The sequence below is a fragment of the Effusibacillus consociatus genome (genome assembly GCF_042652925.1).
In the GTDB taxonomy this organism is placed as follows: Bacteria; Bacillota; Bacilli; order Tumebacillales; family Effusibacillaceae; genus Effusibacillus; species Effusibacillus consociatus.
Window position 1 is genome coordinate 33,935 of the sequence record NZ_JBHSHC010000157.1, and the last position, 14,968, is coordinate 48,902.

Genomic DNA, 14,968 nt, shown 5'->3' on the forward strand with positions numbered 1-14,968 from the left:
GCCGATCCCGGCAAGGCAGCCGGGATTCGGCACAAGTGGTACATCCCGCTAGTGTGAATGTAACGAGTCTACAGTTACCTGTCAAGGAGCAGGCTGTTCGCTCAGAAAGATTCTTATGGCAGAACCGGGTGGAACCTTGGTACCTGCAGCAGGCGCTTGCGCTACAACGTATTTGCCCTGTCCGACCGTCTCGACCCGAAGATGTGCAGCGCTTTGGATCATCACCTTCTGAGCTTCTTCAATTGAGAGTCCCGCTAATTGTGGAACCTCTACCGGACGAATGTCCCCATATTTGTATTCGCGAGAAATTCCGTTTTTCCTTGCCGGAACATTTAAATAATGAAGAGAATCTGCCAGAACGTTTCCTACTACCGGTGCGGCGATCACTCCCCCGAAAACCAGACCGGCTTTCGGATTGTCAACCGCAATATAGGCCACCAGTTTCGGATCATCTGCCGGAGCCATACCGATAAATGACACAATATAATGACCTTGCTTATACCCTCCGCCCGGAGCTGCCACCTGGGCGGTACCTGTCTTCCCTGCAATCCGATATCCTTCCCGAAACGCATTCTTTCCGGTTCCCCGAGCGACCACACTTTCGAGCGTCTCACGAACTGTCTTGGCGGTCACTTCGGAAACCACCCGCTGTTTTTCCTTCGGTTCAATTCTTTCGATCACTTTTCCGGTTTCCGGTTCAATCCATTCTTTCGCCACATGGGGTTCCATTAAAAGGCCGCCGTTTGCAATAGCGGAAACCGCCATTACTTGTTGGATAGGAGTCACGGATACCCCCTGACCGAACGAAGTGGTGGCAAGTTCCAACGGACCCACTCTGTTCAATTTGAACATAATTCCTTTGCCTTCACCCGGCATATCGATTCCGGTTTTTTGACCGAATCCGAATTTATAGATATAGCTGAACAGCTTCTCCTTTCCCAATCGCTGTCCCATAAGCATAAACCCGGGGTTGCAGGAGTTCTCCACAACCTCCAGAAATGTTTCCGAACCGTGTCCGCCAGCTTTCCAGCAGCGAATTTTGCGACCTGCAACTTCATAATAACCCGGGTCATAAAAGCGGTCTTTTAAATTGATTTTGTTCTCTTCCAAAGCGGCAGCAAGAGTTACGATTTTAAAAGTCGATCCCGGCTCGAATGTTTTCCAGATTGCCAGATTTCGATTAAATACTTCTTGCGGATAATCTTTATAGTTTCCCGGCTTGAACGTCGGGTAGTTTTCCATCGCCAGGATTTCGCCGGTCTTTGGATCTGCTACAATTCCCATGACCCCGTCAGGATTTGTTGTCGCCACGACATTCTCGATCTCCCGCCGCAAAAATGTCGAGATTTCCTTATCGATCGTCAATTTCAGATTTTGTCCGTTCTCCGGAGGCGTATAAGTATCATCTTCCCCACTTATTCTCTGTCCGGTCACGTTTGCCATAAACGAAATACTGCCCTTTTTCCCTCGCAAACGCTCATCATACCATTGCTCCAGTCCCGTCAGTCCCTGATTGTCAATTCCGGAGAACCCCAGAATATGAGCTGCCAAAGATTCGAAAGGATAATAACGTTTGCCCTCTTCGGTAACATAAATGCCAGGCAATTTCAAGGCACGAACTTCCTTCGCTTTTTGCTCCTCGATTTTGCGTCCCCCCGGCGTCACATATACAATTGATGTCCGTTTGCTGATCTTTGACAGAATGTCTTCCGTTTGGACTCCCAAGACCTTTGCCAGTTTCTCCGCTGTTGCCGGCTTGTCTTTAATCTGTGCCGGGATAGCAACCACAGTAGGAGCACTGCCGTTGTATGCAAGCACTTCTCCATTGCGATCCAGAATGGTGCCCCTTTTGGATTCAACCGGTATGTCTCGACGCCACAGGTCTTCCGCTTTCTTTGTTAACCACGGGGACTGGATCAATTGTATATAGGCCAGGCGTCCGATCAACGCCAGAAAAACCGTACCCAGTACGAATAATACCAAGACCAGTCTTTTTCGAAGAATCCCGTTTACAGCGCGCACACTTTCCGCCCCCTCTTGTCGCCACAGATTCATTACCAACCATATGCTTGTCATGCTCGGACTAGAAGTGGGAAGCTGACAAACGAAAAGATTGGACAGGCAGCGCAAACTATTCTGAAAGCGGGGACTAAAATGGACTCTCACATTTTAGCGCTTATCTTGCTTGCAACTGCCGTTGGCCTGGGATTCGTTACTATGGCCCGTCATGGTCTGAGAACAGAAGAAAGCGAACCCGAATAACTCCGTATTGAAAAATAAACAAGGCAGAAGTCATGCACTATGGCTTCTGCCTTGTTATTCGTCTCAATACTTCTGCGTTCCTGAGAGATGCTAGTGAAGTTTCACTTCAATTTCCGGAAGGATGATGGAGGCGGCATTACGGTCAATACCATGGATGCCCCCGAGTGATTCAACCTCCACCTGACGGGTAAGGAGCGAGTCAATCTGGGCGTCAATGTCTGCCAGAGATTGTTCCAGAAACCTGAGGTGTGCCCAAGAACCGCGGAGTAAAAAGCGATGGTGAAGGGAGAGCTTTATGTCCAGCGCATCAATCTCCCCATGATCCATGAGATGCTGGAGAATCACGCGACCTGTAACTCCAAACACATCGGAAACTGCAGAAGCCAGCTTGTTACCGGCTGTGTCCAAGAGTTTTTGGATTCGGTTTTTCTCAATCGTAATATTCTGAATGAGTTTTTTCTTATGGCGGGTGAGTTCCCGAAGCGTACGAATGTCTTGCGGGGGAACAAAACTGCCTGCAATGTGCCCGGAACGGAGAAGCTTTGCAATCCACTCCGCATCCGAAATGTCGTTTTTCCGTCCTGAAACATTCTTAATCCGCTGGGCATTGGCCAGCTTGATGTTGAAGTGTCCTTCCAATACCTGAAACACAGGCTTCCAGTAGGTACCCGTACTTTCAATGGCTACATGGGTGCAACGTTCAGATTGCAACCAAGCCAGAAGTTCTTTAAGCCCATTCGACATGGTGGAAAATGTACGGATTTCCTTACGGGGTCGTTGGTCCAGGGAACCGGCAAGCAAACAGGCTACCACAGTGTGCCGATGAACATCCAAACCGCAACAGCTTTCGAGAATTGCCTCCACATGCATCCCTCCAAAAGTAAACTTGGGGAAGAGAGCGGGTATTTCTTCTGCCTTATGCGATGATGTTGGGCAAAAAAGCGCGTCACCTGACGCGCTTCATCAAGACACTTTAACTGACTTAACCGGGGCCAAACGTTAATTTGATCTTGGAGCCGGCAGGGACAAACGAGCCGCCTTTCTGTTCTTGACCGGTTACATACCCTGACCCGGTTGGATCCGGAACCAGATCCAGGATCGATAAAATCTCAAATGCTTCTTTCATGCTTTTTCCTGTTAAATCAGGTACCTGCACGTTCCCTTGACTGTCTTTTCCGTTTCCGGCGATCACAATGCCGGACCCTCCAGCCAGAATCTTAGTCCCTGCTTTCGGCCACTGGGCCGTGACTTTCTCTCCCGTACCGAGGATTTGCAACCGGATCTGATTCACTTTGGCAGTCTCCAAAGCTTGATTCCGGTTCATTCCGATCCAATTTGGAACATTGGAGTATTTGATCAGATTGTTGGGGTTGACCTGGACCGGTTTGGAACCTTCTACCTTAAACCCGATATACGGAAGCACATTCGCAAACACTTCTTTGGCAAACGGAGTAGCCACAACGTTTCCAAACTGCAGGTCATTATTTGGCGAATCGACAGTCACATAGACGAGCACTTTAGGCTTGTCTGCAGGTGCGAAACCGATGAACGAACCGATATACCGGTCGTCCTCATAACCGCCAGTCGCTTTCGCAATCTGTGCGGTACCGGTTTTTCCCGCAATTCGGTACCCCTCGATGTAACCCGCCTTTGCCTCGTCGTTCTTGACGATGCCTTCCATGACATCCCGCATCGTAGCCATCACTTCGGGCGTCGCCACTTCACTGATCACATGCGGCTTCTGCTCCTGAATCGTAGCGTCTGTTTTCGGATCGCGAATTTCTTTCATCACAAACGGTCGCATGACCTTTCCGCCATTTGCCACTGCCGAAACGGCAGCCACTTGCTGCATGGGGGTTACGGCATTTCCTTGTCCGAAGGATGTGCTGGCAAGGTTTATGTCACTCTTCTGCTGCGGTTCGAACAAGATCGATCTTCCCTCACCCGGCAAATCCACACCGGTCTTTTGGTTAAACCCGAAACGATAGATGTAATCGTACAGCTTGTCCCAGCCAAGTCGTTGTCCGAGCAGGATCATTCCTACGTTACTGGATTGTTCCATACCTTGACGGAATGTGAGAGGACGAGAGCCCTTTTGAGAATAGTTCCAGTCATGGATTGGCGTACCGGAGACATTTAAAACACCTGCCGTGAAGGTTTCATTAAGACTGACTTTTTGTTCCGCCAGGGCGGCTGTCATGGTCACGATCTTGAATGTCGAGCCCGGTTCAAAGGTCGCGTTGACGGCCCGGTTGTTATCGAGTACCTTTTGCTCCGATTCACCGAATTTGTTCGGGTTAAAAGTCGGGCGGTTCGCCAATGCAAGAATCTCACCTGTATTTGGATCTGCAACTACAATCGAGGCGTTTTCCGGTTTATACTTTTGTACCAAACTATCAAGTGCATCCTCGGCGTAGTGTTGAATTGTTTCATCGATCGTAAGCCAAATATCCTTGCCGTCTACTGCTGACTTGATCTCTTCCTCTTCATACGGCAGCGGATTCCCTTTGCTGTCTTGCAAAAATCTTCGTGAACCGTCCTTTCCCCGCAGTACATCATCATACTGCAGTTCAACTCCGGCGCCGCCTTTCCCGTCCTTTGTCACAAATCCCAAGACGTGAGCCGCAAGAGGACCGTTCGGATAATGACGAGTGGTGGTTTTGGTCAAGAAGATTCCATTTAAATTAAGCTTCTCGATCTTTTCCGCTGTATCTGCATCCACCGCTTGTTTTAAATCGACTCCCCCTTGTGGTTTACTTGTCAGAATCTCGTAGATTTTATTCTCAGGCATTTTCAGGAGCGGGGCCAATTTTTGCGCATACACCTGCGGATCTCCCTGCCACGCTTCCAGTTCCTTCGATTTTTTCGCTTTCGGATTGTCAACTGCCTGTTTCGCTGCTTTCATTTGGTCGATATCGGCTGACACGTTATAAGCCGCTGTGGTATATGCGAGTTTTTTCCCGTTACGGTCGTAGATAGTGCCTCGAACCGCTTCTATTGTTGCTTTTGTGCGCCAAATGGCTTCGGCTGACTTTGCCCACGCTTCGCTTTTAAACAGTTGAATATAACCAAGTCGAAGAATCAATACGGCCAACCCGAAAACCAAAAACAGCCGCAGCCATCTGGAGCGGACTTTAATGTTGTGATCGATCATTCCGTCGATCACTCCCTGCCCGCCTTGGCGACAGCCCCCGGATTCGTCGACACCATCCCAATTTCACGGGCTTTCGAAACGATGCGACCAGGAGATTTCAATTCATTTACCCGGTCATTTAGTTTGGCGTTTACTAACATCTGTTCTTCCATTTGTATCTTCAACCGTTCCACTTCAATATTGGTTCGTGCAATCTCGGAGTATTGACCAATAATTCCGCAGAGAACAATTGTGCAGAACAGAATGGTCGCCATCCACTTCAGTCGTTCCCCACTGGTCTTCTGAACTGCTGTTTGTTGGACGCTTGGACGAGAGATTTCCGTTTGTTTCCCCCATGCTGCCGTAGTGCCGTGCACTGATCTTGCTGCTAACATAAACCTATCCCCTCTCCAATTTTTTATATACGTTCGGCTATCCGAAGCTTAGCAGACCGTGCACGCGGATTTTGTTCCAGTTCTTCATCAGAAGGCAAAATCGGCTTTCGCGTGATCATCTTTAACTTCGGTTCGTTGCTGCATTGGCAGATCGGTAACTCAGGAGGACAAATACATCCTTTTGACGCTTCCTGAAAAACGTTTTTTGCAATCCGATCTTCCAACGAATGGAATGTAATAATCGAGATTCTGCCTCCCGCTTTTAAACAATCAATGGCATCCCTGATTGCCTGTTCAAACACATTCAATTCATCATTCACTGCAATTCGAAACGCTTGAAATGTGCGTTTCGCAGGATGCGGGCCATCCCGTCGGGCGCCCGCCGGGATGGCTGCTTTGATGATATCCACCAATTCCCCGGTCGTGTGGATCGGCCCATTTTTCCTGGCCTTCACGATGAATTCCGCGATTCGTTTGCCCCAGCGCTCTTCTCCGTATTGGAAGATCACGTTGGCTATCTCTTTCTCGTCCCAAGTATTCACGAGATCATAAGCACTGAATGGTTGGGTGGTATCCATACGCATGTCGAGTGGGGCATCCTTCATGTAACTGAAGCCTCGTTCCCCTTCATCCAACTGAGGTGAGCTGACCCCCAGGTCGAACAAAACACCGTTAACACCATCCGGCTGATACTGTTCCACAACGCGCCTCAAATAACGAAAGTTGGAATGGACAATTTCATAGCGACCCTGAAAATCGGCCAGCACCTTTTTGGCATTCTCGATAGCCCACATGTCTTGGTCGATCGCGATCAATTTTCCGTTTGGAGACGTACGCTCCAGGATCCGTTTGCTGTGGCCTGCTCCCCCAAGGGTGCAGTCGACGTAGACACCACCCGGTTGCGGCGCTAACCCTTCTACCGCTTCTTCTGCAAAGACTGACACATGATGAAAATCAGACATGAACTACACCTCATAAAACATCTCCCATTAAAACCTACGAAGCTTATTCCGAGTACTTTAATGGGGACCCGAAAGATCTCAAAAGTAGTCGGAACGTCCTTCGCTTTAGAAGTTGAGATCGGTGAGTTTCTCGGCAATTGCCGCAAATGAATCGGCCGCATCGTTGCTGTAGGATTCCCAAGCTTCTTTCGCCCAGATTTCGACCCGATTGGATACGCCGATGACCACACAATCCCGGACCAATTTTGCATAGTCCCGGAGCGGCCCGGGAATCAAAACTCTCCCCTGTTTATCCAATTCACACTCGCTGGCTCCCGAGAAGAAGAAGCGGACGAATGCACGGGCGTCGGCACTGGTTAATGGAAGACTTTTCAATTTTGCTTCTAGATTCTCCCACTCCTTGCGGGGGTATACGAACAGGCAGTTATCAAGGCCACGGGTAACAACGAAGCCAGCCCCCAGTCCATCCCGGAATTTTGCGGGTACGATCAGGCGGCCTTTCTCGTCGACACTATGTTGATATTCACCCATGAACACCCTGCATCACCACCTCGAGGGAATGTTCACCACTTCCCTCCACTTTCCTCCACCTCTTGTTTAACAGATTCGTTTCACAGGAAAAAAATCCTGCTATCCACAGGAAAAATTTTTTTGAGAACATTGATGCAATCGCAATTTTTAGGCAGTAAGCCCTATTGATCCACAGGTTATCCACAGTCTGAACGGGACTATTTTCCCAGTTTGCATGAAGCGGGGAAAAGTGGCGTGTTCAAAAGCGATTTTGGTCAATCCGAAACCGGTGGGGGAAAGTGGAGGAAAAACGTTCGAACCATTGTTTACTTCGCTCTCGCATAATCTTTTGCTGCTTCAGTTAATTTTGATCCGCAATCAGGGCAGTGTTGAAGCCCAGGCCGGAAATAAACGTTTTGTGATGGAGGGGGGCATAATTTACTTCGACACAGGAATTGGAAAATAATTGTCCTTCGGAGAAAAAAAAACCGCGGTTCAAAGAACCGCTGCTGATTCCATTCCCTGCCAAATCTCTCGTTTTACAACACCCGCCATAAAGTTCATCACGATATTGGCTGCGATATGGGAAGTGAAATTCTCTTGTGGGTCATACCACGGACTCACTTCATTGATATCCATCCCGACCACAGGAATCGATGAACAGATTTCAAATACGCTGTCCATAACTTCATAAGCAAAGAGACCGTTGGGATTTGGTACACTGCAACCTGGGGCAAATGCTTGGTCAATGCAATCGATGTCGATAGACAAGTAAGCGCCTTTGGTGTGTTTCAGCACATGGTTGATGGCTTCCTGAATAACACTCTCACGCCCATACTTTCTCAGTTCATAGACCGTCCAAATCTTAGCTCCCCTCTTTTCAAGCTCAGCCATATAGTACTCGGAGTAAATAGGCGCGCCAATTCCAATCATCGCAACATTCCTATAATCAATGACATCCTCTAAGGTCCTCAACCAATGCCCGGAGTGCTCCTTACCGGTCAATGGCTCCCGGAAGTCAAAGTGTGTGTCGAACATAATTAAACCGAAATTTTGGGCCGATCGCTGCTGCATGCCACGGATAATAGGGTCCGTAATGGAATGGTCACCACCCAAAAAAATCGGTATGTACTCTTTAGGTATTTGTACAACAGCATTTTCCATATTTTTATAAGACTGTCGAAGATCGTGAACGATATCTACCAAACCCAGGTCATGAAAAACCGTGTTTTGTAATGATACGCGCTTATCCGTACAATACAGGCTGTAGCTGTTTAAAACATCTAAAATGCTTTGTGGACCGAATCGGGTCCCCGGCCGATGGCTCACCGCATAGTCGAAGGGGATGCCTAGAAAACCAAATTGTACAAAGTCCGCCCCCAACTCCTTTTTATTTCCCCAATTCTGCGAAATCCATTTGACAGTTGGATCATTCACAACTCTTATTTTGTCAATATCCATAATAATCCCCCAGATTCATGATTCTATCGAGTCACCCAGAATGAACGGGTCGCTAAAAAAATTTGAGTCGTAGAAACAAATGCTGTCTGGATGTTGTACTGGTGAACTGGAACATCCTTGCCTATTTCCATGTCAAACTCGACATCCAAAGCGGCACGCGGTTTTACGGAAACTCTTTGAATCGCCTGTTTTGGGCAGACTGCGTATTCGGCACTCCTTCTTACCGAAACAAGGTTAAATCCGTCATACTCCTTTTCAGAGTCATTGGTTAAACGAACCGTTACTTTATGAACACTATTTCTCTTAAATAGCTCATCAAAGTTGATCTGCATCGAAAACAGCAAATCAGGCTTATCTTCAATTCCGCCGCAGTTAGTGCAGATCATTTCCACACGAAAAAGTGACGGCCTTAGAATGTGTCGCAGATAACGATGAATTAACTTTTTTCCGCAGATGTAGCATCGCTTCTCTTCTTCCATAGTCTTTAACAAAAAGTTGTCTTGGTAGTGCTCCGAAAAGCGGAACGAAGTTTTGCTGATCGAGTCATACAGCGCTTGGGCAATTTCGACATCGAGCTGATCCACTTCATCCAAAAACTTTTTACAGGATGAGTACAGCTTTTCTGTCATGTTCGGATCTGTAAAGCTTGATTTATAGAGTCGGGAGATGTTCAGGATCCTATTTTCAAGATTCTTTTTACCACCTTGCTTGATCCAGTTGGGATACAAGCGGTTGAGTCCAAGTGAAGGACTCAGGTTCTGTTCGATAAGTTGATACTTCTCCAGAACCTTCAAATACGTTTTGTGAAATCGATTTACCTCGATGATAAATTCATCAGCTATGTCTTCATAAGCGTAAAGAAAGACATACAGAGCTTCTTGCGTTGTGGTCGGAATGGATGATACAAAAAGGGATTTTTTATTTTTTATCCAAATAAATAGTTGACAATCAAAGAACGATTTTATTAAGGTTGGGGAACTGATCTTCAAAATCTTAAAGCCGCCTTCTATCCGGATGCGATTCTCCCCTTCGGACAATTCATCGAACCTTTGGGCCGGAATCGCGTTTTCAAGCTTCTCATCCGGATCCCCGATTAGATAAAAGACATCGTTCGTACTCTCAAATTGATTCGAGAAGAGAGAATGATTGAGGAGAAAAGCGGCCTCTCCTAACGTAAACCCGGATTTTAAGAGGTGATAATAAAGCAGGCTCTCTGAACCGTGTCCGTCCTTCCATCTGATCGATCCAACGAAACTTTTCGCTTGGCCTTCCAACACCGTATAGCTTACATTAAACAGTGGGTCGAAGTTACTTTCCCGAAACCGGAGAGAGCCGCAGGAATTGATAAAAACATGATCTGCCTGGATTTCGTGAGCAAGTATCGGATTCCCACTCTTTTTGAAGAAGCAGAAACCCCCCTCTTCCATACAAGAGGGTATTTTCGCCGTCTTAAATTCGGAAACGTTAAGATAAGGACTCTTCCCGCAGATATAATCACTATTGAGGTGAATCAAATCACTCATCCCGTGCGAAGTGATTGACAACAGATTGATATTCGATTGACCGGCGATTGTCTCACGGCTCACCTCTTGATACGGAACAGCGATAACATCTTCGGATATTCGTCGTGGTTTTTCCGATAAAAAGGAGTCAATGATCAGATCGACCGGGTTGTCGTTCCTATTTAAGCTGCCAAACCTTTGTTTTGCATCCAAATAAGTCATCATTTCGAAATTGCGTGCGTGAAGATATCCTATTCCAAATGCTCGTACGCCTTCAAATATCTCTTGTTGCGGTTCCGAATTAGAGGCGTTTTGAAGATAGACGACATCTTCATCCTTCAGATCCTCTACAACCACATAAAGACTTTTCGCTTTAAACCTGAGGTGGGAAATCTTCTCGTCCTGCAAACTTTCGACCGCCAAAAATTCCCTTCCGTCAGCTAAAGCCCGCAGCGCTCCGAGGCCTGCACTTCTACCTACTCCGATTACATAAGACAAAGTCGTTTGTCCTCGAGAAGATACCTTCTCTTTCAGACGGTTGTAAAATTGGGTGATCTTTACGATTTCCCCTTGTTCAATCATCGAGATCAATTCCGTACCCAGATCCAAAACTTCCCGAGAAAATTGGTTTGCTGAATTGAAAACACACGGTACGTCTCTCTTCTCTAAAAGAGAGTACGTAATCTCGGGGAATCTGGTAAGAACAGGGAAAACCTTCGTGCCTTCTGGATCAATCAGGGATTGGATATAAGCGCAATAAAATTGAAGCTCGTTGTCTACCAGAACAAATTGCTCCATACTTCTTCTCCTCTCACTGATGAATGACTTTGACCTTTACATGGGCAGCTGCTTCTTTTGCGAGCTCCAATGCTTGTTCAGGAGTTTCCCCCCCCGTAACAAGGCGTGCTACAAAATCACCGTTTGAAAGTGGCGGATAGTAATAGCGCTCACCAATATCTGCCATCACTTTCATATGGGCCACTCCCGGCATTTTCTTCACTTCCTCCAGGTTTTCAATCCCGCCAAAAAGTCCGGTTTGTGGCATGCAGATTCCATACATCGCCGCCCCACTTTCTTTTTTCGGCTCCCAAGGAATCTTATTTCCTAAAGCGGTCTCGACAACAAACTGAATAGGGCTTGTTCCAAGTGCCAGTTCGATCATATGACTCCCCGCCATATCGCCCATCAAACGTGGATTGATCTCCAGAATCTTTACCTTGCCGTCTTTTATTCGACACTCTGTATGTATTACACCGCAGTCAATGTTCAGGCTGCGGAGAGCATTTGCTACTTCTTTGTACAAAATTTCGGATTCCGGAGTACGAGTCGGGAAGCAAACTCCGATCTCCACGAAATAACCACGTTTGGCACCTGTTAAAACTTTTTCGGTTACACCTATTAGTTGGATCTTACCGCCTTTATGCTGTACAGTTTCAACACTAAATTCCTTTCCTTCGATATAACCCTCCAGCAATACTCCGTTCGAATATGGCTGTCCAGCGGAATTATACTTCCATTGTTTTGAAGCCCGCATATAGTCGACCAATTGGTCCTCAGTATGGATCCGGATTACATTCAAGCTATCGTTGGCATCTTGAGGTTTAGCAATTAATGGAAACCCCCACTCTCTCGCCATCTTTAACGCTTCCTCTTCGGTGAACACCAATCCAAAGGTCGGATTAAGATGCGGCAGGTACTTTTGCAGATTTAGTCGCATATAATACTTGTTTCGAGCATGAGCAGCCGCTTTGTATGGCATTCCTGAAAGCCCCAAAGCTTCGGCAGCAAGAGCTGCTTGAGGGACATAAAAATCTGCCGTGGTCGTGATTCCGTCAATCTTTTGTTCCATGTCCAGCTTCTTTACTGCTTCCACTAATTCTTCCTGATTGTTCGTTTCGCACTGGAGCACTCTTGTCGTGGGCCGCAGGATCGAAGAATATTTATCCGGATTACGGCTGACTATCGTCACATGATAACCTTGCTCCTGGGAGTATTCGATAGCTTTTTCACCCGCGCCGGTCATACTCATTTCAATAAACACGATGTGTTTGGTCATGTTCCTCCTCCATCCTTTCAGGAAGTTTCTTTTGTTGAACAAACAAAACTTGAAATCCCCATGCAGCTACAAAGAAAAGAATAATCCCAGCCGACAAGATCACCCAGTTTGCTGTAAGTCCAGAGTAGCTCAGCAAGCCTCCCGACATACCGGCTCCTACAATAAACGCCGTCCTTGAAAGGATCGATTCATAGGCAAAAATGTGGATAAGCTCTTCCTTTGGACTGTTTGTTTGCAGCAGTGTTCTTACTGCTACTGCATACATCATGTTAAAAAAACCGATTATCGCCATAAGGAAGAAGACGGGCCAGACTATCGAGTTGAGTCCCATCAAGACCATCGATAGGGCCATGCCCGAGTACCCTATTAATCCTAGTACTCTATCGGAAACCTTCACAAGACCCCAGGAGATTAAGAATCCGGCCATTGTGGCAAAAAAGGATTGGAGCATTTCAAGATGGCCGATCGTGATGCTGTCCACAGACAGATAATGTCTTGCATAGACTACAAACATTGCCATAAAGATTCCAAAAGCAACTCCCGCCATCGTTTCGCCATACATAAGAAACGATTGTGTTTTGTTTTTGCTCACGGAAACAACAGTTTCCCAAAAGGAAATTTTTACGTGGTGTTTGTTGTCGAGTCCTGCACCTTGATACGAAGTTTTAAGGAACAGAATCGATATACCGGAAATAAAGAAGGTTAGCGAATTCAAAGCAAAAACCCATTGAAGAGGAAGGTAGTGATATGCATATCCCCCCAAACCGAATCCAACTGCCGTGGCCACCGCTTCCAACGTTCGGTCATAGGAATTGAATTTTCGTAATGAGTCTTCCGATACAATATGGGTAATAAATTCAATTCTTGTTGGCCTGAACAGCGTTGAAAAAAGATTCATTACAAAGAACAAAAAATAGACAAGATAAATTAAGCTTGTATTCAAATAAAGCAGGGTTGATATGATTAGTAATATTACAAACCTGCTCAAATCGTAAAAAAAGATCAAAGTTTTCGGAGTAAAATATTTTCTCATTCTGCCAGAAAGAAAAGCGAGGAAGTTAGGCAGCTGGGTCAAGATAAATACAACGCTGACCTGTAAGGCCGATCCGGTTAGGTCCAACACCATTAAGGGTAAAACCATTACTAGCAAACTGTCTCCCACAATCGATACACTTTGCCCACCGATTAGAAGCCATGCATTTCTGTTTAAACCCATTCCCTTTCACCACCATTAAAGTTACGAAGGGGAACTTTGTCCCCCTTCAATGAAAAAACCACTTGCCCTACTTAACTTCATTCAGATCTTCAACTGTGATCAGCTCATTCGGATTCTCACGCTTGCGGAGACCTGACAACAGGATGGGGTCCGAACCGTTCACTTTTTCCCACAGATAGTAATCTTCCAATTTGCGGTCAAAGCCTTTCAATTGTGTCTCATCCCAAACACGTTCGCGCACTGCACAGTGCCCATCTTGTTCTTTGTCACGGACGTGACGTGCGTATCTCGAATTCCAGATGTCTTTCAGGCTGTTGACACGGATATGTCCCAGGAACCTGCCTAAACCGTTACAGTCATAAACCTCACCATACAAGTTAACGAAAAGCCCCACATTCACTTGACGGCACCTGTAACCTCCGGCCATTGGGAGAACCGGTTCGTATTGCAATCCAAATTCTTCCTGGTCAATCTTTGCCAGATGCTTAACGAAGCTGTACGCTCTATTCTTCTCAAACAATTTGGATTTGCGATCCGCGATTCCTTCGGGGATCAAGGTGGAGATGTAGTTATGCACATTGTTCTCACGACACCATCTAAAGATGTTCGCAACATCTTCCAAATCTTCGTTTCTGGGGGTCATAACCAAGTCAATAGCCAGGCGTGTTGGGACGCTCCCGCTCAAGCCTTTCGCCACCAGTTTCTTCAGTACCTTATCAACATATTCTCCGTATCCCTTTACCATCACAATATCGTCGTTAATTTCCGGATTGGTGGAGTTATATTTTAGGAAGATAGTTGCACCAAGATCGTACAGTCGGTCGATCGCTGAGTCGTCCAAATGCCATCCGCTCGTAAATATAACTGGTGTCATACCATTGAGATGGACAAATTCAATGACCTCCCAGAATCCTTCATCGATCATCGGTTCACCTGAGCCAGGAAATTCCACGGTACGGGCACCCAGTTCTTTTGCCTGAAGTATAAGATTTTTGCGATCCTCAGTGGTAAGCATTTCCCGATTTCCCTGTTGAAACCGGTCCGGAGTTCTGTCACAGTAGTAACAGTGCAATTGACAATCACTTGTGAAATCCATGTCAAGCAACAACATCCGGTTTTGTTCCTTGGCAGATGCCACTTCTTCCCGACTAAAATCAACCCCTTTTGCCCATAGTACTTCAATCTTCTCCTTGGCTCGTTCCAAGTGTTCAGTAGTGGTTAAAAATTTTTCAAGTCTCATTTAAACCCCTCCTGTTACTGTGTAACCCCGCCAGCCCGCTATATGTAGTTCCATGACGTGTTCGTAGACCGGTTAATTTTATACTGCAGCGTTGTTTCCGGTACTTTCACTCCATGTTTTGATGAAGTGCGGAACCTACCTCCTTCGTGTAAGGACACGATTGGTTAGTGACTAGATTTCAGAAAGTAAGTATTTCTAATAAAGGAAAAATTTTCTACATAGATTTTTTAC

General features: G+C 46.4%; 12 protein-coding genes. 1 reads left to right on the plus strand and 11 read right to left on the minus strand.

The window, feature by feature from the left end:
- Positions 1–81: 81 nt before the first annotated feature.
- The 6 genes from ACFO8Q_RS23210 to mraZ form a co-directional block, all read right to left on the minus strand.
- Entirely contained in the window at positions 82–2,022 is a 1,941-nt protein-coding gene (locus ACFO8Q_RS23210) for a stage V sporulation protein D (RefSeq protein WP_380029619.1), read from the minus strand.
- A 330-nt stretch (positions 2,023–2,352) separates the two neighbouring features.
- Positions 2,353–3,126 (minus strand): IS110 family RNA-guided transposase, encoded by a 774-nt coding sequence (locus tag ACFO8Q_RS23215; protein WP_380029621.1) that lies wholly within the window; start codon positions 3,124–3,126, stop codon positions 2,353–2,355.
- 118 nt (positions 3,127–3,244) lie between these two features.
- Positions 3,245–5,428: a penicillin-binding transpeptidase domain-containing protein gene (locus ACFO8Q_RS23220; RefSeq protein ID WP_380029623.1), complete on the minus strand. Its 2,184-nt coding sequence runs from the start codon at positions 5,426–5,428 to the stop codon at positions 3,245–3,247.
- Complete coding sequence (locus ACFO8Q_RS23225) at positions 5,425–5,790, minus strand: hypothetical protein (protein WP_380029625.1); 366 nt, start codon at positions 5,788–5,790, stop codon at positions 5,425–5,427. Before ACFO8Q_RS23225 ends, ACFO8Q_RS23220 begins: the two co-directional genes overlap by 4 nt.
- A 23-nt stretch (positions 5,791–5,813) precedes the next feature.
- Positions 5,814–6,752 carry a 16S rRNA (cytosine(1402)-N(4))-methyltransferase RsmH gene (gene rsmH / locus ACFO8Q_RS23230; protein WP_380029627.1) on the minus strand — a complete coding sequence of 313 codons (939 nt, stop codon included), beginning with the start codon at positions 6,750–6,752 and terminating at the stop codon, positions 5,814–5,816.
- Between the two features lie 105 nt (positions 6,753–6,857).
- On the minus strand, positions 6,858–7,289 hold the full coding sequence (gene mraZ, locus ACFO8Q_RS23235) for a division/cell wall cluster transcriptional repressor MraZ (protein ID WP_380029629.1): 432 nt from the start codon (positions 7,287–7,289) through the stop codon (positions 6,858–6,860).
- Positions 7,290–7,512: 223 nt separating this feature from the next.
- On the opposite strand from mraZ, the gene ACFO8Q_RS23240 reads away from it, so the two are divergent.
- On the plus strand, positions 7,513–7,728 hold the full coding sequence (locus ACFO8Q_RS23240; protein ID WP_380029631.1) for a hypothetical protein: 216 nt from the start codon (positions 7,513–7,515) through the stop codon (positions 7,726–7,728).
- 29 nt (positions 7,729–7,757) lie between these two features.
- On the opposite strand, the gene ACFO8Q_RS23245 is transcribed toward ACFO8Q_RS23240, so the two are convergent.
- The 5 genes from ACFO8Q_RS23245 to ACFO8Q_RS23265 form a co-directional block, all read right to left on the minus strand.
- A complete protein-coding gene (locus ACFO8Q_RS23245; RefSeq protein WP_380029634.1) occupies positions 7,758–8,723 on the minus strand; it encodes an agmatinase family protein in 966 nt (321 codons plus the stop codon).
- Between the two features lie 23 nt (positions 8,724–8,746).
- Complete coding sequence (locus tag ACFO8Q_RS23250; protein ID WP_380029636.1) at positions 8,747–11,023, minus strand: hypothetical protein; 2,277 nt, start codon at positions 11,021–11,023, stop codon at positions 8,747–8,749.
- Positions 11,024–11,036: 13 nt separating this feature from the next.
- On the minus strand, positions 11,037–12,281 hold the full coding sequence (locus tag ACFO8Q_RS23255) for an ATP-grasp domain-containing protein (RefSeq protein ID WP_380029638.1): 1,245 nt from the start codon (positions 12,279–12,281) through the stop codon (positions 11,037–11,039).
- Positions 12,256–13,497 (minus strand): MFS transporter, encoded by a 1,242-nt coding sequence (locus ACFO8Q_RS23260; protein ID WP_380029640.1) that lies wholly within the window; start codon positions 13,495–13,497, stop codon positions 12,256–12,258. The genes ACFO8Q_RS23255 and ACFO8Q_RS23260 overlap by 26 nt, the downstream gene beginning before the upstream one ends.
- 67 nt (positions 13,498–13,564) lie before the next feature.
- On the minus strand, positions 13,565–14,737 hold the full coding sequence (locus tag ACFO8Q_RS23265; protein ID WP_380029642.1) for a radical SAM protein: 1,173 nt from the start codon (positions 14,735–14,737) through the stop codon (positions 13,565–13,567).
- Positions 14,738–14,968 lie beyond the last annotated feature (231 nt).

Excerpts from the sequence above, each read along its gene's own strand:
- ACFO8Q_RS23250 (WP_380029636.1), bottom strand. The coding sequence starts at position 11,023 with ATGGAGCAATTTGTTCTGGTAGACAACGAGCTTCAATTTTATTGCGCT.
- ACFO8Q_RS23260 (WP_380029640.1), bottom strand. The coding sequence starts at position 13,497 with ATGGGTTTAAACAGAAATGCATGGCTTCTAATCGGTGGGCAAAGTGTA.
- rsmH (WP_380029627.1), bottom strand. The coding sequence starts at position 6,752 with ATGTCTGATTTTCATCATGTGTCAGTCTTTGCAGAAGAAGCGGTAGAA.
- ACFO8Q_RS23225 (WP_380029625.1), bottom strand. The coding sequence starts at position 5,790 with ATGTTAGCAGCAAGATCAGTGCACGGCACTACGGCAGCATGGGGGAAA.
- ACFO8Q_RS23245 (WP_380029634.1), bottom strand. The coding sequence starts at position 8,723 with ATGGATATTGACAAAATAAGAGTTGTGAATGATCCAACTGTCAAATGG.
- ACFO8Q_RS23255 (WP_380029638.1), bottom strand. The coding sequence starts at position 12,281 with ATGACCAAACACATCGTGTTTATTGAAATGAGTATGACCGGCGCGGGT.
- ACFO8Q_RS23265 (WP_380029642.1), bottom strand. The coding sequence starts at position 14,737 with ATGAGACTTGAAAAATTTTTAACCACTACTGAACACTTGGAACGAGCC.